Consider the following 18,044-nt stretch of genomic DNA (forward strand, 5'->3'; position numbering starts at 1 on the left):
CAGGTCCTCCTCACCGGCGACACCGCCGCCGTACGGGCGCCCCCGCCGAACGGGGCGCCGCTGAAACCTGCTAGGGGGCCCCGGCGCCGTCGTACGCCGCCGCCAGCGTCGCCGCGACGTCGGCTTCGTCCGGGGGTCGTGGGTTGTTGGCCAGGTGATGGGCGGCCATGACCTGTGGCAGCGCGGCGTCCAGGTCCGCGCGCCGCAGGCCGAGGTCGCGCAGCGTCGAAGGGACGCCGGCCGCGGACGCGAGCTCTTGGAGCGTTCCGTCCAGGTCGGCGAGACCCAGGGCGGCGAGCGTCTCCGACACGGCGCCTGGCGCCAGCCGCGCGTTGGTGGCGACCGCGGCCGGCAGTACCGCCAGGTTGAGCGCCGCGTGCGAGACGCCGGTCAGCCCGCCGAGGACGTGGCAGATCGCGTGGTGCAGGCCCATGCCGCGGGTGTTGAGCGCGAACCCGGCGAGGCAGGCCGACTCGAAGAGCCGGGCGTGGACCTCGCCGGTGCGCTCGGCCGCCGCCCGGCGCAGCAGGCCGGGCAGGTCGCGGCCGGCCTGGGCGGCGCACGCGGTCCCGATCCAGTGCGGCCGCCGCGCGTAGTGCGCCTCGACGGCGTGCGCCAGGGCGTTGACGCCGCTGGCCAGCAGCACGTCCGTGGGAAGCGACGCGAGCAGCGAGGGGTCGTAGCAGACCGTGCCGGGCAGCAGTTTCGCGCCGCCGCCGCCCCGCTTGACGCCGTCCGGATGCCGCGAGCCGTACACCCGCGACATCTCGGAGCCGCCGAGCGTCGTGGGCACCGCGACCGAGGCGGCGGGCGACCGGTCGGCGACGGCCTTGCCGAGATCGATGGCGGCGGCGCCGCCGACGGCCACGACGGTCGCGGCCGCCAGCGACCGGGCGCGCTCCGCGGCGGCCGCCACGACCGACGCGGGGTTGTGCGCCGCGGCTCCGTCGAAGACCTCGACCCGCTGGCCGAGCGCCGCCCAGTCCGCCAGCCCGACGCTTCGCCGCGAGCCGACCACCAGTACCGGCCCGGCGGGGGCCGACTCGTCGAGAAGCTCGGCGAGCGGCCCCACCAGGATCCGCTGCGCCGCCGTCCGCTGGACGATCGAAGTCATCCCCGGTCCGGACGCAGTGCCGCGGTGCCGACCAGGACCGGCTCCGCCTGGACGGTCCCTTCGATCCGTTCGCCGTCGGCGGCGATGACCACCTCGTCGCCGGGGCAGACCGGAGCCGTCCAGGTCACCGACAGCGTCCCGCGCCGATGCCAGTCCGCACCGTGCCGCCGCGCGCCGATCTCGGCCGCGTACGCCATCACCATCAGGCCGTGCGCGAGCGTGCCGCGGAAGCCGCGGGCGTGGGCGTAGGCCTCGTCGTAGTGGATGATGTCGTTGTCGCCGTTGATGCGGCCGTACCGGTCGATGGTCTCCTGGGTGATCTGCCGCTTGACCTCGTCAGCCATTCGGGTCGGCCTCCTCCGGGCTGGGGACGTAGAACTCGTTCTCGGCGGCCGCCAGCGGCGTTCCGTCCGAGCGGGTGAAGGTCGCGCGCCACCGGACGAAGCTCTTGCCGCGCCGGTCCTCGACGTTCAGCACCTCGCCGGCGCCGATGATCTCGGTGTCCTCGTCCGCCCAGATCGGGTGCCGGAACTCCCAGCGCTGCTTGGCCAGGATGATCCCCTGGGCCGGCGGGAACCGCCGGTAGAGGATCGCCAGCAGGTAGACGGCGAGCACGTTCGGCGGCGCCGCCGGCCGGCCGTCGATCTCGTACACGGCCGGATCGCCGTCGATCGCCTCGACGTACTCGCGAACGATCCCCGGGTCGATGGTGAAGCGCAGCTCCGGCAGCGCCGCGCCGATCTCGAAGGCGGGGGCGAGGGTGCCCTCCTGCTCCCCTTCGCGGGGTTTGACCTCGGTCGGATGCGTCATGGATTTCCCTTCCCTTCCTTGGAGCCATCGGGCTCCTTGGAGCCATCGGGCGCACGGGCGACGACCCCGCGGGCCGCGAGATCATCGATGCGCGCGTCGTCGTAGCCGCAGACCTCGCGGAGGACGCTCGCGGTGTGCTCGCCCAGCCGGGGCGGGTACGGCAGCGCCGGCTTCCCGCCGTCCGTCCGGAACGGGTTGCCGAGGAAGTCCAGCGAGCCGCCGCCCGGCGTCGGCACCGCCTCCACCATCGACCGCAGCCCCGCCACCGCCTGGTGCAGCGCCTGGTCGACGCCGAGGACGGGCGCGGCGGGCACTCGGGCCCGGTCGAGACGTTCCACCCATTCGTGCGCGGGCCGCTCGGCGAACATCCGGCCGAGCTCGCCGGCCAGCGCGTCCACGTTGGCGATCCGGTCGCCCGCGGTGGCGAACCGCGGATCGGCCGCCAGGTCCGGACGGCCGGCGGCCTCGCAGAAGGCCGCCCAGAACCGCTCCCCGGTCGGCGAGACGACGAAGGACCGCCCGTCGGAGCCGGTGAACGCCTCGCTCGGCGCGATCATGTGATGGCGCGAGCCGTTGGCCGCCGGCACCTCCCGGTTGATCAGATAGTTCTGCGCCTGCCAGGTCAGCAGCGCCAGCTGGCAGTCGAGCAGCGAGATCTGGACCGCCCGCCCGGCCCCCGTACGGCCCGCCTGCAGCAGCGCCCCCAGCACGCCGAGGGCCAGGTAGAGCCCGCCCGCCAGGTCGGCGATCTGGTAGCCGACCCGTACCGGCCGCCCACCGGGCTCGCCGGTGATGCTCATGACCCCGCCGAGCGCCTGGACCACGAGGTCGAAGGCCGGCTTCGAGGCGTACTCCCCCTCGTCGTGCAGGCCGATGAGCTGGCCCAGGCAGATCCGCGGGTTCACCTCCAGCAGGGAGGCGTGGTCGAGCCCCAGCCGCGGCGGCACGTCCGGCGCGAACCCGTAGATGACGGCGTCCGAGGCCCGTACGAGGTCGTGCAGGACCTCCCGTCCGGCCGCGCTCTTCAGATCGAGCGCGACGCCGCGCTTGCCGCGGTTGACCGAGAGGAAGAAGCTCGAATCCCCCTCGAAGAAGACCGGCTCGGTGGCCCTGGCCATGTCGCCGGCCGGCGGCTCGACCTTGATCACATCGGCGCCGAGCTGGGCCAGCAGCTGACCGGCGAACGGCCCGCCCAGCACCCAGGTCAGGTCGAGGATCCGGAAACCGTCGAGCATCAGGCGCCCCCCGCCTGGACGGACTTCACCGCGTCCATCAGCAGCCCGGGCCAGGTGCGCAGCCGTTCGGCGTCGGTCTCCTCGCCGCGGCTCGGCCACAGGATGCACACCGAGCCCACGGCGTACCCGTCCTCGCCGAAGACCGGCGCCGCCAGCGAGTGCACCGCGGGCGTCCGCTCCCCGAAGCTGTGCGCGTACCCGCGCTCCCGGGTCGCCTCCAGCGTCCGCCGCAACGCCCCGGCATCCGTGATCGTGTTCGGGGTGAACGATGCCAACTCGCCCTCGACGACGGTCCGCCGCGTCTCTGGAGCGCTCCAAGCCAGGATCGCCCGCGGCCCAGCGGCGACGTGCAGCGGCACCGCCCGGCCGATCTTGTTCGCGTAGCGGACGGACTCACCGCTCTCGATCTCATAGATCGTCATGCTGCTGAGGCCGCGCCTCTCCGACAGGCTCACCGTCTCCCCCGTCCGTTCCGACAGCAGCCGGAGAACGGGCATGCACTGGCCGAGGAACGCATGTCCCTGCATGGCGGCGCGGGCGAGCACCATGGCCCCCGACCCCAGCCGGTAGCGGCGGCTGCGGGGATCGTGCTCGATCAGGTCGAACTTCACCAGCGACTGCGCCAGCCGGTACGTCGTCGCCTTGTCCAGCTCCACGCCTGACGCGATGTCACCGAGACTGTGCTCCGCCGTGTCACTGTCCGCGGTCCGCTCCGCGAGCCAGAACAGGAGCTTCACCGCTCTTTCCACCGTCTGAGACATGACCCCGCGTTTCATATAATGAAATAGGTATTCGCTATGTAAAATACGATAGGCACACGTAGAAACACCCGTCAAGATCCCGATCCGCAAGGGCGTGGGACGTAGCTCCGGCCCCGGTCGGCGTACGTGGGGACGGTCGGCTCAGGACCTTCTCAGCATCGGGACGGGCCGCCGCTCGCCCGGGGTGAGCGCACCCAGGATGGCCAGGGCCACGTCCAGCACGTCCGAAGGCACGAGGTTCAGCATCTGCAGACTTACTGCGCCAGGAGCAGCCGAACGACGAAGTCGTCGCCCTCGTGGCGTCGGTCGTCATGGAGATGCTCAGCGTCGCCGCTGCCCTGGCCGCTCTAGCCGCGTCGGCCTAGACGATTCGGTTCGCACGCAGGAGCGAAGACCTGGCCGAGGAAGCTTTCGCGGCAACCGGATACCGGCGAGCACGACCTCGATACGCGTCCGCGTCCCGCGCTCATCCGGTTGGGTGATCGATAGATTCGCGAGCCCGCATGGCATTCAGCGACCTTTCGGTGGGCATTATCGATCACCTCTAGGACGCCATCCCGGATTCACGGGCCAAGCGTCGACAGGGTCAGACCTCTCCGAGTTGCCGCAGTCTCAGAGCAGCACGGGACCGCACCTTCTTATAATTGCTGCCGGACGCCAGCATCTGGAGCACCTCGCGCCGCTCTGTCACTTCGGTGACTCTCCCCTGCAGCCAACGTGACCACGTAGAGAGCTCGGCGAGGTCCGGAGCATCGCCACCGGCAAGCAGGTGGTCGATGATCTCCAGATCGCCGATCCGCTGCACAACCGCGGCAGACTCGCCCCGCTCGGATGCCAGGTCCAACCATGAGGCGCGATCGTCCATCGAGCACAACTCCACCGCCCGAAGAACCACACCTATCAGGACTGAAACGTCTTGTTCTTCCTTAAGCACGTCACGCAATATCGGCCGTACGGCTGGATTCCGGAGTGCTTCCTGGTAGAGGCGCCAGCGCCAGTGCTCGTCATTCTCCTCGCCCAGCTGGGGAGGGTCGAACCCCAGGGCAGATGATAGTTGGACGATCCGGTTAGACATCAGCACGTATTTCGCTTATACATGGTCATCCGCTTTTTGAGCGCGGTTCGAACCGTGGATTTATGCTTCTCGAGTATAGCTCTCTCTGTTCGGCCGTAAGCTCTTCCCCTCTCACACAGGGTGACCGTTCTGGCCGATCTGGATGCCGTTGCCTGCGATTCCGGGCCCCCTGAGATGACCGTGAGCCGGCGAGTGATCGTTGGCGTAGATATGGAATGAGTACCGACTGTCGCGGAAGATCGTCCCGACGGCGGGGATCGGTCATCGTTGTGCACCAGCACCGGGGTGTTGCCTGCGAGCACGTAGTAGGTGTGCAGGTCGGCGACGGTGAGATTGTGGACCCGCTGATCTTGGGCGGCCCACAACTCTGTCGCTGTGACCTGGACGTAGGTGCCGGCACTGGTGCGGAGCCACATGCCCGGCTTCAGGTCGGCGGCTGTGACCCACTTGTTGAGGCTGCCGGCGACCCAGAAGGGGTGGGCATCGGTGGCGACGATGACGGCGCTCTTGGGGCCGGCTGTTGTGCGCAGTAGGCCGGCAGGCTTCTTGATCTCCTCATCTGTCGTCCAGAAGGGGCGAGGCCCAGCGGTTTGGACCGTTATCTGAACGAGCTTCTTATCCCCTTGGCTGACGATTGTGTCCAAGACGGGTTCGGTACGCGTCCTGCCACTTTCTGGATCGGTGGTGAGGATTTTGTCGCCGACCCTCACGTCTCGGATGGATTTTCGGCTTCCATCCGCCATCAGCACCTTGGTATCGGGGTAAAACTACTATGACGGGTACATGCCGCCTTCAGCTGCTTGAAGGTGACGCGGTTGCACGACATCTCGCGAACGGTCAGCGATGTACCCGTGTTGCGCCGCCGCCTCGCTGGTGTGGCCGTCCGGTGGTAGATCTTCGCTGCTACGCCGGGCCTGGTCTCGCGCAAGGACCAGGACCGGACTGAGGCCCACCTGGGGCTCAGGCATTCCTCCACACACCGGGCAGGCCCCACACCGCAACCTCAACAATGATCCCGAGCCTCGAACAGGCGCACTCATCGCTTATCACCTGTCACCAGAGCCGATACGGACGGTTATGCAGTTTGTCCTTATGGTCGAAGAACAAGAACTGGGAGCCTGTGGCCCACGATTAACTCGACGATGCTGCCCATCCGCCGCTTTGCTATCCGCAGTCAGCGGCGTTGCGTTCGGCCGAGCTGGCGTGCGGGATGCGCAATCGGCGCCCGTGGTGGGACCGCACCGGACGTCCCGCGTCGGCGTTTCCGGCGGCCGGTGTTTCGCCGACTCACCCGGTTAGTGCCGGGCACCAGCCGACCCGCCTCCTCACATGCTCGGCGGTCCTTTCGGTCGCGCGGTGAGCGACCTCGGGCAGCACCGAGGTGAAGGTGTCGGCGGTCAGCACGAGGCTGGCATGGCCCAGCATGTCCGGCGTCACCTTCAACTCCCGCCCCCGCCAACGTTGCCGCACCATGACGGAGGTCGCGCAACCGGATCGGCGGCAGCCAGGACGAGCCCGGTCATGATCAGCCATCCCGAGGCGGACGGCCGGACGCCGATGAAGACGGCGGCGATGTAGAGGACGGCCATGCTGATCAAGGCCGGCAGGTACTCGGTGGCCGCCTTTGGCGGCGAAGTAGGCGCGAGCGGGCAGCGGGCTGGCACGCAGAGGGCGGTTCCATCCGTCGGCGCGTTCGGCGGCGATGCGTGAGCCGGCGGCCATGACCGCGGCCAACGTCCCCAGGACACCATGCCGGTCATGCAGTAGACGGGGAAGGCGCGCCTGCCGAGTTGCTGATGCCGGTCCGGGCCTCCCACCAGCGGGAACAACAGCAGTGGAAGGCCGAGGGAGAAGATGATGAGCCTCCGGTTCAGGAGGGTCTGGACGGAGGGCGGTGCTCCACCGGCGACCGATGGAGCACCGCAAGCCGCACGGCACGGTCGCGTTCGAAGGAATGAGGGAGGTGCGGGCCGCCGCCGCGCCGGATCAGCGAGCGCAGGCGCCCCGGAGCGGAGAGGCGACCGTGGTCAGGTCCGGCCCTTCGCCCAGCCGGTGCACCACAACGTCACGACCTCGTCCATGTAGCACATCTTGATCTCGATCAACTGGTCCTCGGGGGCGTCGTAGGTCCAGGTCACCTCCTCGCCCGCTCCGCGCTTGTTGTCAACCCAATGCTCGGCGCGGCCGTTGATCCTGAAGATGCCCTGGACCCAGTAGCCGTCCGCCAATCTGTCCTTGACGGTGAACTTGTCGCCGTAGCTCTTCCACCACACCCCGCCACGCTTGAGGACGATCTCCGCGTCGGTGCCCGCCGACGCCGGGACCGCGGTGGCCATGACACCCGCACTCGCGAACGCGAGGCCGGCGACTAAGGCGATGCCGCGTCGGACGCTGGTACGCATACTTTCCTCCAGGTTTTTCATGATCGACTCCGGTTTGGGCAACGCACCGGAACGCTTCCAGCGCGGATTCGCCCGATATCAGGCGGTGTCGCAAGGCCACGATGGACACGTCCCGTAGGCACTACACCGCGCCCCCGTTCCATGAGGGGTTAGTGCACTAGAGCTACTGACCAATCGGGACGGTACCTGAGTCAGTTCAATAGAGCAACTAGGCCCCATCAGGGCCGCGGGGGTGTATCCCTCGATCAGGCTGGCTGCGCGCTGGTGCGGCAACCGCGCCCGTTTGGGGGCGGGCAGACGTCCATCACCGGGGTGCGGGCGGGGGCGCGCCGGTCGGTCAGAAACACCCGGTCCTGCGTTGCGGCCGCCGAGCAGGGCGGGGCAGCAGTTGAGCGGTGCCGGATTGCCAGTGCACTCACTCGGCTGCGCCGCCCTTGAAAGCGCGCAGGTTCCGGCTCATCGTGCACTCTCGATCAGTGCATTGATAGTGCCGACGAGTGACCGCAACGCCACGCTGATCCGCGATGGCTTCTCATCCGGCATGGTGATCGGCTGGCGGCTGGATCCAGTCGGGAGGCGACTGGTAGTCGCCGCAACGGGTGCCACCGCGGCGGGAATGAACTGGTCGCCGGTGTGCCGACCCTGCAGAGCTGATCCGCGGTAAACGGCACCGGGAAAGAACAGAGCGTGCCGGAACAGGGCTCCGGCACGCTTTGTTTTGTGCTGAGCGTCACCAATGAACGGAGGACGGCTCAACGGCTACACGGGCAGTGTGATCGCGGCATTCCAGGTTGCGTGCCAGGTCTTCGGGCCGACGGTCCCGTCTACCTTCAGTTTCGCCATCTTCTGGAGATCTCTGCAGTCGTCCTCGGATTTCGGGCCGTAGATGCCGTCGACCTTGAGGTGAAATCCGCGCTTGTTCATCTGGGTCTGCCAGTTCTTTACGTCGTTGCCCTTGCCCTTCATCGGCGGCGGCTGCTTGAAGACGTAGCCAGGGTAGGCCGGTCCAGCCATGTCGAATCCCTCCTCGACGGTATCGGGTTCTTACCAGTCAGAGTCCATGATGCCGCGTTAATGCCACAATGCCCACCAGGGAAGATTCACGCAAAGAGGTCGCCTCCGCTTTTTACCGGATACGCGGGAGGATGAAAATTCAATGGCTTCTGCGAACCCGTGAGAACTCGTCCATGGCATGTGAGATGGGCTCTACCCTCGGCTCTCATGCTCATTCGGCTGCTGTACTTGATGTTCATCCGCGTCCTGGGCCGGCTGGTGCTGCCGGCTCGCGGTGATGCCTCGAAGGAGGCAGAGATCTTGGTGCTGCGCCACCAGGTCGCGGTGCTGCGGCGGCAGGTCGGGGCAGCCGCGGTGGGACTGGGCCGACCGCGCGGTGATCTCGGCACTGGCGCATCGAGGGTCCGCCGTGGCCGCGCATCGCATCGGCTGGTGAGGCCGAACAAGCCCTAGCCGACCACGCCGGGCACCCGGACGCCGACGTGACCCGCATCGCCGTCGCGCTGCTGATCCTCGGGTTCGGGGCCAGGACGGGCCTCGCCCCGCTGCCCGCCGCGGGGTTCGGCGCGGCCGGGCTCGCACTGCTCGGCGTCCCGCCGTTCGGCCCGTTCGCCGGCGAACTCGGCGTCGTCCGGGCAGGTTTCGCGGCGGGGCCTCGGCTGGGCCAGCGGCACCGCCCTGATCCTGCTGCTGATCATCACGGCCCGCCTCGTGGCCCGGACGGGCCGGATGCTGCTGGGCGCCCCGCAGACCGGGCCCGGCGCGGCCACCTTCCCCGTCCGCCTCCCCCGGGCGGACGAAGCGGCGCCCATCTTGGGGCTGCTGCTGGCTGCGCCGCGATCGGAACCAACCTCGGGCCGCTGCGCAATCTCCTGGACCACGCGGCCACCGTCCCTGGAGCACTTTTATGAGCTCACCCGAACGGACGATGGCCGAGGTCGATGCCGGGGCGCTGCCCGGACGAGCCGCCGCGCTACTCGGCGAGGACTTCCGCCTGGCCCTCGTCGCGGCCCACCAGGACCCCGACGCCCTGCGGGCCCGTCTACGTATTGACCCGCGCCGAATCGGACCCACCGCACCGAACTGCACGTCCGCCTCGACCCGGCCGACCCCGTCCTGCCCAGCCTGGCCGGGCTCAGCTCTACAACCACGTCACCGACCTCGGCGCGCTGTGCAACGACGTCGCCACTCGATCCTCAACACCCAGTTCGGCGGCGTCCGCGAGCAGTTGCTCCGCCTCAACGCCCAGGTCACCCACACCGGCTGCTGCGCGGCGGCGTGCGACTCGGCGGCGCCGTCCTGCGCGTGATCCCCGACTCCCGGCTGCTGCGATCCATCGAGGTCGACGTCGTCGAGCTGGCGCTCGGCCACATCGTGGTCGCCGACCGCTTCACCGGCACCGCCCCGCTGAGCGCGCAAGCGGCCCGTGACCTGGGCGCCCTCGGCTACGTCGCCCGCGCCCGCGCCCGCGGCCTGGACGCCGATGCCCGCCGCGACCACCCGTTCACCGACCTGCGTACCGCGCTGACCGTCCCGACCGCCGACAGCGGCGACGTGCTGGCCCGCTTCCAGTTCCGCGCCCGCGAGACCACCGCATCGATCGCGATCATCAACGACCTGGGCTACGGGACGAACCCGGGCGCGGCCTCCTACTGGCCGCCGCTCATCCCCTTGGACGGCGGGCCTCCGGCGTCGACATCGTCGATGCCTGGCGCGGCGCAATCGTCCACCGCGTCGAACTCGCCCGCTACGGCACCCTCACCCGCACCAAGATCGTTGAGCCCTCGTTCGTCAACTGGTCGGCTCTCCCCATCGCGCTGACCGGCGCGATCGTCCCCGACTTCCCCTGGTGAACAAGAGCTTCAACCTCTCCAACGTCGGCAACGACCTGTAGATGCCCTACCAGGACGAGCCCGCCTCCTTCGGCGTGTACGCGACGGCCTCGCAGGGCCGGACGGCGCAGGACACGCGGCAGAGGTCCCTACGGCCGCGCGCACCGGCCGCCGAAGCTGGAGTCGCCCGCGGAGCCGTTACCGGCGACGCGCCGCCGCCGCTGTGGAGAAGGAGGTATCTGACGAGCACGCACCTGCGCCCCGCCGGAGGCGCCGGGGCCTGTGGTTGGCCACCGCGCGCGGGGCTACTGGATCGCGGTATGGGCTGGGAACGCCGCCATCGCGATCGCATTCGTCGGATATCTGACGTACTCATTGCGGAAGCCTGCCAAGGACCTTGGTCCGTTGCGCACGGGCGGCCCGCGGGTATTCGCTGTGAGGCAAGGGGACCAGAAGGACCACCCATGCCCGTGCGGCGACCGCCGAACGAGCACCGCGCGATGCGGAGGGCGCGCCGATGCGTGATCTCGGAAGACCAGCTCGCCGCCATGGTCGCGGGGTTGCCCGCACGGCTGCGGGTGGTCGCCGGAGGCAACTTCGCCACCCGCGCCGCCTCCTGGCCGCCCTGGACGCCGCGCCCCCTGTACCGGCTATTCATGCTCAACGCCCAGGGCGACCTGCCCGGCCGGATTGTTGTTCCGCTCCGTTGTCGATGGACGCTCCGGCACTACAGCGGCCTTGATTGATGTATTGCGCCTCACCCGGATAGCTTGGGTTGGCAGGGGCAGTCAGAGTCATCACGGACCATCAGCGATCTATTCTTGAAAAGAGGTCAGCCTTATATTGACTCTCTATTCGGCACAACAAGTCGCCGTGATCGACGACCCGGAGACGAGGGCAGCACTAACCAGCATCGGGCTTTCAGATACGGATGCCGTTTCGTTTCGCGCTGCCAAAACAGTCACCGTATGGGACCGGGATTCCGATTATGCCGTCATCGGCGCGTGGAACATCGACGAAATACCAGTCTGTGTGCACCGCGTTACCGGTGAAGTGTTCACCGCACCGCCCTGGTCGGATGAGATGGACCCGCTCAACACTTCCGTGCGTACGTTTGCGGAGAGTCTTGCCGCCGTCGACAGGGCTAAACCTCTGTCGGCGGTACGTTACGGCACCAATGTCGCCGCCAGTGATCAAGTCAAAGCTTTCCTGGAGGCCATAGACGCCGACGTTCTTGCCGACCCTTACTCTTTTTGGCAGACCATAATTGACGACATCAAGAACGGCCTCTACGTCGAGTGATGCAAATCACCCAGCCACACACCTGATCACCAGCCACCCCGGACACCTGGACGGGGACGCCGCGCACCGGGCGCAAGCGGCCGCCGGCACGCTGCCTCGAGCTGGAGGGCGTCGCGGCTCGCGTGGTGGAGTCGTTCGCGTAGATGACGGCCCACCTGGACGGACACCGGCCGCCCGACGCCCTGGAACGGGGCCGAAGCCACCAGCTTCCCGTCCCCCCGAAAACCGGGTCAACCGCATCCGCCCAGATTTCGGCGCCATTCACTGCCGTACTCCCCTTGGAATGGAATCGGATCAGAACCCTTCACATGTCTGGGGCGATTCCGGACGTCAAGGAGACGGCGTAGTGATCGAGGAACAGGCGGGCGATCAGGTCGCCGCGTGAACCGGTGCCGGACTTGGCGAAGATCGACTTCAGGTGGTCCTGCACGGTGTACGACGACACGTGCAGCCGGGCGGCGATCTGCTTGGTGGACAAGCCTTGGGCCACCAGTTCGGTGACCCGGCGCTCGCTGTCGGTGAAGCCGTAGGCATCGACCATCAGGGGTGCCATCTCGGCGGGGCGAGCGGCTTCCAGCATTACCGCGACCTGCGGTTCCGGACCGTCGTTCAGCAGCGAGCCTCGGACGATCAGCCACCGGCCGGTCCGGGTGCGCGCTCGGGCCTTGGCCGGCCCGGTACCGGTCGGCGCAGGTGGCGTGCTGGTCGCCGGGCCGGAGAGGGAACGGGCCTGGCGGGCGACAGCGGAGATCACCAGTGGCAGCCGAGCGCCCTGTCTGCCACCGGTGCCCAGCTCGTCCAGCAGGTGATCCGCTGCCCTGTTGGACATGTGCACGCCGTCATCGGCGTCGAGGACCAGGAGACCGACGTCGTCGTCACCGGCCTGTGCGCCGCCGAGCAGCAGGCCGCGCCGTAGTCCATCGGCGATCAGGCCGGCGATCGACGAGGCGAACTCGACCTCGGCCGAGGAGAAGTACGGGCGGCCCGCCTCCCGGAACACCGTCAGCTGCCCCCATGTCCCGGTGCCGTCGGCGAGCACCACCCGCAACTCATCGGAGAACCCCCCGGGGCGGCGGATCTCCCGCTGACGCAGGCTCCGGTCGAGATCACCCGCGGTGGCGTCGCTCAGGCTGCCTGCCGGACGGGCGGCATGGGCGAGCTGCGTCCACTTGTTGAAGTCCGGATCACGCACCTCGATCTCCACGAGCCGGAGCAGCTCGGCCGCGGGCAGGCCGTTCTCCACGAACTCCGCGGTCGGGAGCATGGTCGCGGGGTCGGTCGTCATCAGGCAGGTGCCCTCGGCGGGCACGGCCCGGGTCAGGGCATCGCCGACGGCCTGCGCGAACTCCGGCGCGGGCAATCCCCGGTGGACCAGCCTGACGATTTCGTCGCGGACGCGCGCATGCGCCGCCGATGCGTTGACCACGATCGGGAGCCTATGGCGATCGACGGCGTTATCCCAGAAATCTGGGATACCACCCCGGCTCCATGATCTCGCATGCTGGGCGCACACATCAGTGTCCGCCCAGCATGCCGGGCCGCGAAGAGGGAGCCCCATACGCCATGAGCACTGTCGATGCCGCCCTCGCCGCCGGCACCTGGGTCGGCGATCCCGTCCATTCCGACATCTCGTTCAAGGTCCGCCACATGGGCGTCGGCAAGGTCAGGGGAAGGTTCGCGCTCGCCTCGGCGGCGCTGACCGTCGGCGACGACGGCGGCCGGGTGACCGCCCTCATCGACCCCGCCTCGGTGGACACCGGAAACCGGCAGCGTGACCAGCACCTCAGGTCCGCCGACTTCCTGGACGTGGAGAACCATCCGCAGATCGAGTTCACCTCGACCGAGGTCCGCGGCTTCGACGGCGAGACCTTCGTCCTGGTCGGCGAATTGACCCTGCACGGTGTCACCGAGACCGTCGAGTTGGAGGCCGAGTTCCACGGCGTCGTCGACGATCCGTCCGGCGCGGGGCGCACCGGGTTCTCGGCGACCACCACGATCAGCCGTGCCGCGTTCGGCGTCGACATCCAACTCGCCTTCGGCGCCGGCAACGCCGTGGTCGCCGACGCCATCGAGATCGCCATCGAGATCGAATTCACGGGCACCGGACCCGACCCCGACCCGCGATGACCCCTCGTGGCAACCGTCGCACGTACCGAAAGGATCGGGAGCATGAGTAAGACCGTGCTGTACATGTCGATGTCGGTGGACGGGTTCATCGCCGGACCGAACGTGGCGGCGGGCAACGGGCTCGGCGACAAAGGGCAGCGGCTGCACGAGTGGCTTCTGCCGGACGCCGATGCCGAGCACCGAAAAGGCGGCCACCTGGCGGGCGTGAACCGTGACGTCATGGACGAGGCCCTGGCCACCGGGGCGGTCGTCGTCGGCCGGCGGACGTTCGAGCTCGCCGACGGCTGGGGCGGCGACCACCACGATGGCGTGCCGATCTTCGTCCTGAGCCGCCATCAGCCCGATCCCAAGAGACAATGGCCTGGGGTCAGCTACGTAAGCGACATCACGGCCGCGATGAGAATGGCCAAGGACGCGGCCGGCGACAAGGACGTACTCGTCCACGGAGCCCGCACCGCTCAGCTCGCACTCGCCGCCGGTGTCCTGGACGAGCTGCAGATTCACCTGATCCCGGTCCTGCTCGGACAGGGCGAACTGCTCTTCGAGGACATGCCACCCGACCACATCGAACTCGAACTGCTCCGTGCCATGGACGGGCCAGGCGTGGCGCACCTGCGCTACCACGTAAGGACGGCGGACTAAGGCGATGGCACTCATCCGGCTGTATATGACCATGTCCCTGGACGGTTACGTCACAGGCCCGCAGGACAGCCTGGACAACCCGATGGGCATCGGCGGGTTCCGCCTCTTCAACTGGCTCGACCGGCGCAACGACCCGGGACCGAACGGACAGGTCTATACCGAGGTGCTGGCCACCCGCGCCGTCATCTCCGGCCGCCGTACCTACGAACACGCCGGCCGCTGGCAGGGCGACCACCACGACGGCGTCCCGATCTTCGTCCTGACCCACCACGTCCCGGACGACCCGCCGCCGGGGAGCGTCCGCTACGTCACCGACGTGAGCGAGTGCGCCGCGCAGGCCCGCGCGGCAGCCGGAGACGGCGAGGTGATGGTGCACGGCGCCGGGGCGGCGCAGGCACTGCTGCGAGCCGGGCAGCTCGACGAACTGGAACTCCACGTCGTACCGGTCCTGCTCGGCCAGGGACGAAGGCTGTTCGACGACCTGCCCGCCGAGCTCATCGAACTCGACCTGGTCCGCCGGTTGACCACTCCGCAAGTCGAGGACCCCGCACAACACGTCACACACATGCGCTACCGCATCCGCCGTCCGTGACCCCCTTGGGCCCGGCTGGGCGCGGCTTGTTTGAGTGCGGCATGGCCTTTCTCGGTGAGCGCTCCGTAGACGCCGCGGAAGCCGGACCGTTCCCGCTGTTCTCCCCCAGTGGCGGCCGTGCCCCCGGCGCCCCGCCCCCTGGCTGCACGACTTCATCGCGCCCCCCGCGCCCGTCGGGAAGGCCCCCACCTGCACGGATGAGGTCCGCCCGGCCAGCGCAAGGGCGGCTTACCCCGTTTCGTGCGGGCTCAGGCTGACCAGGTGGGTGCTCACCCGCCAAAGCCGGTCGGCGGCGGCCTTGTCGTGGCTGTGCCGGGAGGATCGTTTGGGTGCGCAGCCGGCGAAGTAGAGGCCGCTGGTCCCCTCGAGTTCCGGTGCGTTCGCCACGTGGATCGAGGTGGCGGCACCGTGCGCGGCGTCCTTCATGAAGGGCCGTATGAGCGGCACCAGCAGCCGTTGAGTGCGGCCCGGGTCCTCGGCTCCGAACGAGGTGCTCACGACGCCGGGATGCAGGGCGTTGGCGACGACGCCGCTTCCCTGCAGCCCCACCGCGAGTTCGTAGGTGAAGAGGACGTTGGCGAGTTTGGACTGGTTGTAGGCCCGGGCGCCGGAGTAGGACCGTTCGCCCTGGAGGTCGTCGAAGTCGATCCGGCCTTGGGCGTGTGCGTGGGAGGAGACCGTCACCACCCGCGCGGGAGCGCTGTGCCTGAGCCGGTCGATAAGCAGGTTGGTGAGCAGGAATGGTGCCAGGTGGTTGAGCGCGAAGGTCCGTTCGAGCCCGTCGGCGGTGAGGTGGCGGGTGTTCCAGTAGCCTCCGACGTTGTTGACCAGCACGTCGATCCGGGGAAGGCGCTGGAGCGCCTCGTCAGCCATCCGGCGTACCTCTGACTGGGCGGACAGGTCCGCGACGAGGACGTCGATGTGCGCGCCGGTGGCGGCGTGGATCGCGCGGGCCGCGTCCTGCGTGCGGGCGCCGTCCCTGCCGGTGATCGCGACGTTCGCGCCCATCCTGGCCAGGCCGAGCGCCGTGGCCCGGCCGATGCCGCCGGAACCGCCGGTGACCAGCACCGTCTTGCCCGCCATCGGGGTCATTTGCTGGCATCGACAGCAGTGCGGTGAACCTGTCCCATGGTCGCGCTCCTTCGTATGCGGACCCGTCCAGGACGGGTCAGACGGTGATGACGAGTTTGCCCCGGGGTGCTGTCTTGCGAGTGGACGCCGTTATGGGCGCGTTGTGCTGCGCCGTCAGGTTGGTGACCGTCGGCGCGAGCGGGCTTCCTGTTGCCGCCATCGTGCGTCGCCTTCTCTTGGTCGGCAATGACCCGCCATGATCGGCGGTCTTGGACGGCGATCCGGGATCGGGCGATCTCGGGCATGGTGTGCGTCCTGCGTCGGTGAGCTGGCGCCAGGGTGGTCCTCCGCCGAGGACCGGGTGCGTACGGGTGAGCAGCGTGTCAGGAGCGACGCCGGATGGGGCTCGGTCGCCGTCGTCGAGGCGTGGCGATAGGTGGCGAGGGTGTCGGTGATGGCCTGGTCGAGGGGGGTCGCGGTGAGGCCGAGTTTGGTGGCGATTTTGCTGCTGTCGACGATGAAGGGTTCGTCGAATTGGTATTGCATTTCCAGCAGTTCGCGGACGGTGGGGTTGGTCAGGGCGATGGCGCGTAGCAGCAGCGGCGGGATGGTGCGGTGCTTGGTGCGCGGCCGGCCGGCGCACCGGTAGATCGTCTCGACGATGGCGCGGGTGGTGCGGGTGTCGGGGTCGTTGGGCAGGTGCCATACCTGGCCGGGGGCGTCGGGGTGTTCGCCGAGGACGGCCAGGCCTTCGCCGATGTCGGGGATGTAGGTGTAGGTGTGTGGTTGGTCGGGGTCGCCGAGCGTGGTGGCGGTCTTGCCGGCCAGGGCGGCGGGGAAGACGCGGTCGCCGAGGTTGGACTGGGCGCCGCCGCGGGGGCCGAAGTAGTCCGATGCGCGGCCGATCGCGACCTGGACGCGGCCGGCGTCGTGGGCGGCCAGGAGTTCAGCGGCCATCTGCCCGCGCAGTCGTCCCTTGCGGGTGTGGGCGTCGTGGGCACGGTCTTCGGTGAGCGGGTGTCCGGCGGGACGGCCGTACATGTAGACGTTCTCCATGCTGACCAGCCGGGCCCCGGTCGCCTGGGCGGCGGCCAGGACGCCGGTCTGCAGGGCGGGGAACTGTGCGGTCCATTGCGGGTAGGGCGGGTTGAGGGTCTGGTAGAGCACGGTGGCGCCGTGCGCGGCCGCGGTGGTGAAGTCGGGGTCGCGGGCGTCGCCGCCGATGATCTCGACGTCGGCGGGGACGGAGGCGTGGCCGGAGCGGTTGATCATCCGGACGTGGTGGCCGCGGCGCCGCAGTGCGTCCAGGGTGGCCAGTCCGATCGCGCCGGTGCCGAAGATGACGTGCCGCGCGCCGGTCATGCCCGCGTCCCGACCGGCGCGTGCGCCTGATCCGGGTGGAGGCCGCCCCGGTGAGGCAGCAGGTGGTGGAGCAGGAGCCCGGACACGGCGGAGAACGTCAACGCCCCGGCCGCGCCGAAGATCATGAACTGTTCATCGACCTGGATCTGGGCCAGGGTGGTGACCGTCCAGCCCAGGGACCACAGGACGGGAAGCGCAGCGGCCCAGGCCCAGCGGCGACGGGTGTGACGGGGCAGCGCGGCGGCTTGCGCGGGGCCCAGCACGAGGCCGGTGAGGACGCCCATCAGGGCCAGGTCGGCCAGGGATGTCTGATAGTCGACGGCGGCGGCCCCCAGGCCCAGACCCAGGCCCATCCCGATCGCGGTGGCCGGGATCCACCGGCGCGGGTCGAGCCGCCGCCCCCCGGCCAGGGCCTGCCCGGCGCCGATGACCAGCCCGGTGACGCCGCCGCCGAGCAGCGCCGCGGACGGGCTGTCGAGGCGGCCAGCCACGCCGGTACCCGCGATTCCGGCGAGGGGGAAGGCGAGGAAACCCGCCGTCCAGATCAACCAGGTGCGCAGGAAGGACGGTTGGGACGCCTTCGCGTGGATCCTCGCGTCGGTCCTCGTGTGGGTCATTGTGCTCAGCTCCTCAGCTCGGTGTTCACCTCCCCGTCCGAACTCTTTTCTGGACGGTGTACAAATACTGTACGGTGGCCAGAAATTA

General features: G+C 69.0%; 23 protein-coding genes. 8 read left to right on the forward strand and 15 right to left on the reverse strand.

All coding sequences use genetic code 11. The features are described from left to right. Window positions 1–70 precede the first annotated feature (70 nt). The 10 genes from ACH35V_RS22340 to ACH35V_RS22385 all read right to left on the reverse strand — a co-directional run bounded on the left by ACH35V_RS22340 (window position 71) and on the right by ACH35V_RS22385 (window position 8,411). Window positions 71–1,114: an iron-containing alcohol dehydrogenase gene (locus tag ACH35V_RS22340; RefSeq protein WP_395974864.1), complete on the reverse strand. Its 1,044-nt coding sequence runs from the start codon at window positions 1,112–1,114 to the stop codon at window positions 71–73. Next, entirely contained in the window at window positions 1,111–1,458 is a 348-nt protein-coding gene (locus ACH35V_RS22345) for a MaoC family dehydratase (RefSeq protein ID WP_395974865.1), read from the reverse strand. Before ACH35V_RS22345 ends, ACH35V_RS22340 begins: the two co-directional genes overlap by 4 nt. Beyond that, window positions 1,451–1,924 carry a MaoC family dehydratase gene (locus ACH35V_RS22350; RefSeq protein ID WP_395974866.1) on the reverse strand — a complete coding sequence of 158 codons (474 nt, stop codon included), beginning with the start codon at window positions 1,922–1,924 and terminating at the stop codon, window positions 1,451–1,453. Before ACH35V_RS22350 ends, ACH35V_RS22345 begins: the two co-directional genes overlap by 8 nt. Continuing rightward, window positions 1,921–3,159, reverse strand: coding sequence for a CaiB/BaiF CoA transferase family protein (locus tag ACH35V_RS22355; protein WP_395974867.1), 1,239 nt, complete (start codon window positions 3,157–3,159; stop codon window positions 1,921–1,923). Before ACH35V_RS22355 ends, ACH35V_RS22350 begins: the two co-directional genes overlap by 4 nt. Further along, window positions 3,159–3,935 carry an IclR family transcriptional regulator gene (locus ACH35V_RS22360; RefSeq protein ID WP_395974869.1) on the reverse strand — a complete coding sequence of 259 codons (777 nt, stop codon included), beginning with the start codon at window positions 3,933–3,935 and terminating at the stop codon, window positions 3,159–3,161. The genes ACH35V_RS22355 and ACH35V_RS22360 overlap by 1 nt, the downstream gene beginning before the upstream one ends. Before the next feature lie 571 nt (window positions 3,936–4,506). Next, the gene (locus ACH35V_RS22365; RefSeq protein ID WP_395974870.1) at window positions 4,507–4,995 is read right to left on the reverse strand and encodes a hypothetical protein; all 489 of its coding nucleotides are present in this window, start codon (window positions 4,993–4,995) and stop codon (window positions 4,507–4,509) included. After that, window positions 4,995–5,738, reverse strand: coding sequence for a polymorphic toxin-type HINT domain-containing protein (locus tag ACH35V_RS22370; RefSeq protein WP_395974872.1), 744 nt, complete (start codon window positions 5,736–5,738; stop codon window positions 4,995–4,997). Before ACH35V_RS22370 ends, ACH35V_RS22365 begins: the two co-directional genes overlap by 1 nt. Window positions 5,739–6,282: 544 nt before the next feature. Further along, on the reverse strand, window positions 6,283–6,420 hold the full coding sequence (locus tag ACH35V_RS22375; protein ID WP_395974874.1) for a hypothetical protein: 138 nt from the start codon (window positions 6,418–6,420) through the stop codon (window positions 6,283–6,285). 602 nt (window positions 6,421–7,022) lie between these two features. Continuing rightward, window positions 7,023–7,397: a hypothetical protein gene (locus tag ACH35V_RS22380; RefSeq protein ID WP_395974876.1), complete on the reverse strand. Its 375-nt coding sequence runs from the start codon at window positions 7,395–7,397 to the stop codon at window positions 7,023–7,025. A gap of 759 nt (window positions 7,398–8,156) precedes the next feature. Further along, on the reverse strand, window positions 8,157–8,411 hold the full coding sequence (locus tag ACH35V_RS22385) for a peptidoglycan-binding protein (protein ID WP_395974878.1): 255 nt from the start codon (window positions 8,409–8,411) through the stop codon (window positions 8,157–8,159). Window positions 8,412–8,618: 207 nt separating this feature from the next. Between ACH35V_RS22385 and ACH35V_RS22390 the strand changes: the two genes are divergently transcribed. Next, a complete protein-coding gene (locus tag ACH35V_RS22390; RefSeq protein WP_395974880.1) occupies window positions 8,619–8,864 on the forward strand; it encodes a hypothetical protein in 246 nt (81 codons plus the stop codon). Here ACH35V_RS22390 and ACH35V_RS22395 read toward each other — a convergent pair. Then, window positions 8,861–9,109 (reverse strand): hypothetical protein, encoded by a 249-nt coding sequence (locus tag ACH35V_RS22395; protein ID WP_395974881.1) that lies wholly within the window; start codon window positions 9,107–9,109, stop codon window positions 8,861–8,863. The two genes, ACH35V_RS22390 and ACH35V_RS22395, sit on opposite strands and share 4 nt — an antisense overlap. Before the next feature lie 209 nt (window positions 9,110–9,318). Here ACH35V_RS22395 and ACH35V_RS22400 point away from each other — a divergent pair, with 209 nt between their 5' ends. The 4 genes from ACH35V_RS22400 (at window position 9,319) to ACH35V_RS22415 (ending at window position 11,545) form a co-directional block, all read left to right on the forward strand. After that, window positions 9,319–9,720, forward strand: a complete 402-nt coding sequence (locus ACH35V_RS22400) for a hypothetical protein (protein WP_395974882.1) — start codon at window positions 9,319–9,321, stop codon at window positions 9,718–9,720. Continuing rightward, entirely contained in the window at window positions 9,690–10,232 is a 543-nt protein-coding gene (locus ACH35V_RS22405) for a hypothetical protein (RefSeq protein WP_395974884.1), read from the forward strand. Before ACH35V_RS22400 ends, ACH35V_RS22405 begins: the two co-directional genes overlap by 31 nt. Before the next feature lie 475 nt (window positions 10,233–10,707). After that, complete coding sequence (locus tag ACH35V_RS22410; protein ID WP_395974885.1) at window positions 10,708–10,989, forward strand: hypothetical protein; 282 nt, start codon at window positions 10,708–10,710, stop codon at window positions 10,987–10,989. A 127-nt stretch (window positions 10,990–11,116) separates the two neighbouring features. Then, window positions 11,117–11,545 carry an SUKH-4 family immunity protein gene (locus ACH35V_RS22415; protein WP_395974887.1) on the forward strand — a complete coding sequence of 143 codons (429 nt, stop codon included), beginning with the start codon at window positions 11,117–11,119 and terminating at the stop codon, window positions 11,543–11,545. A gap of 304 nt (window positions 11,546–11,849) precedes the next feature. Here the strand turns inward: ACH35V_RS22415 and ACH35V_RS22420 are convergent, their stop codons facing one another. Continuing rightward, complete coding sequence (locus ACH35V_RS22420; RefSeq protein WP_395974889.1) at window positions 11,850–12,971, reverse strand: LuxR C-terminal-related transcriptional regulator; 1,122 nt, start codon at window positions 12,969–12,971, stop codon at window positions 11,850–11,852. Between the two features lie 137 nt (window positions 12,972–13,108). On the opposite strand from ACH35V_RS22420, the gene ACH35V_RS22425 reads away from it, so the two are divergent. Genes ACH35V_RS22425 through ACH35V_RS22435 form a run of 3 tightly spaced genes read left to right on the forward strand, consistent with a single transcriptional unit; the run spans window position 13,109 to window position 14,906 of the window. Then, window positions 13,109–13,672 carry a YceI family protein gene (locus ACH35V_RS22425; RefSeq protein WP_395974890.1) on the forward strand — a complete coding sequence of 188 codons (564 nt, stop codon included), beginning with the start codon at window positions 13,109–13,111 and terminating at the stop codon, window positions 13,670–13,672. A 42-nt stretch (window positions 13,673–13,714) separates the two neighbouring features. Further along, entirely contained in the window at window positions 13,715–14,314 is a 600-nt protein-coding gene (locus tag ACH35V_RS22430) for a dihydrofolate reductase family protein (RefSeq protein WP_395974891.1), read from the forward strand. 4 nt (window positions 14,315–14,318) lie between these two features. Beyond that, window positions 14,319–14,906 carry a dihydrofolate reductase family protein gene (locus ACH35V_RS22435; protein WP_395974893.1) on the forward strand — a complete coding sequence of 196 codons (588 nt, stop codon included), beginning with the start codon at window positions 14,319–14,321 and terminating at the stop codon, window positions 14,904–14,906. Window positions 14,907–15,134: 228 nt separating this feature from the next. Here ACH35V_RS22435 and ACH35V_RS22440 read toward each other — a convergent pair whose 3' ends face one another. From ACH35V_RS22440 to ACH35V_RS22450, 3 genes are all read right to left on the reverse strand, one after another. Then, window positions 15,135–15,989: an SDR family oxidoreductase gene (locus tag ACH35V_RS22440; RefSeq protein WP_395974894.1), complete on the reverse strand. Its 855-nt coding sequence runs from the start codon at window positions 15,987–15,989 to the stop codon at window positions 15,135–15,137. Window positions 15,990–16,151: 162 nt separating this feature from the next. Next, window positions 16,152–17,339: an NAD-dependent epimerase/dehydratase family protein gene (locus tag ACH35V_RS22445; protein WP_395974896.1), complete on the reverse strand. Its 1,188-nt coding sequence runs from the start codon at window positions 17,337–17,339 to the stop codon at window positions 16,152–16,154. After that, window positions 17,336–17,956: a hypothetical protein gene (locus tag ACH35V_RS22450; protein ID WP_395974897.1), complete on the reverse strand. Its 621-nt coding sequence runs from the start codon at window positions 17,954–17,956 to the stop codon at window positions 17,336–17,338. The genes ACH35V_RS22445 and ACH35V_RS22450 overlap by 4 nt, the downstream gene beginning before the upstream one ends. Between the last annotated feature and the right edge of the window lie 88 nt (window positions 17,957–18,044).

Source organism: Actinomadura sp. 1N219 (genome assembly GCF_044326405.1).
GTDB lineage: Bacteria > Actinomycetota > Actinomycetes > Streptosporangiales > Streptosporangiaceae > Spirillospora.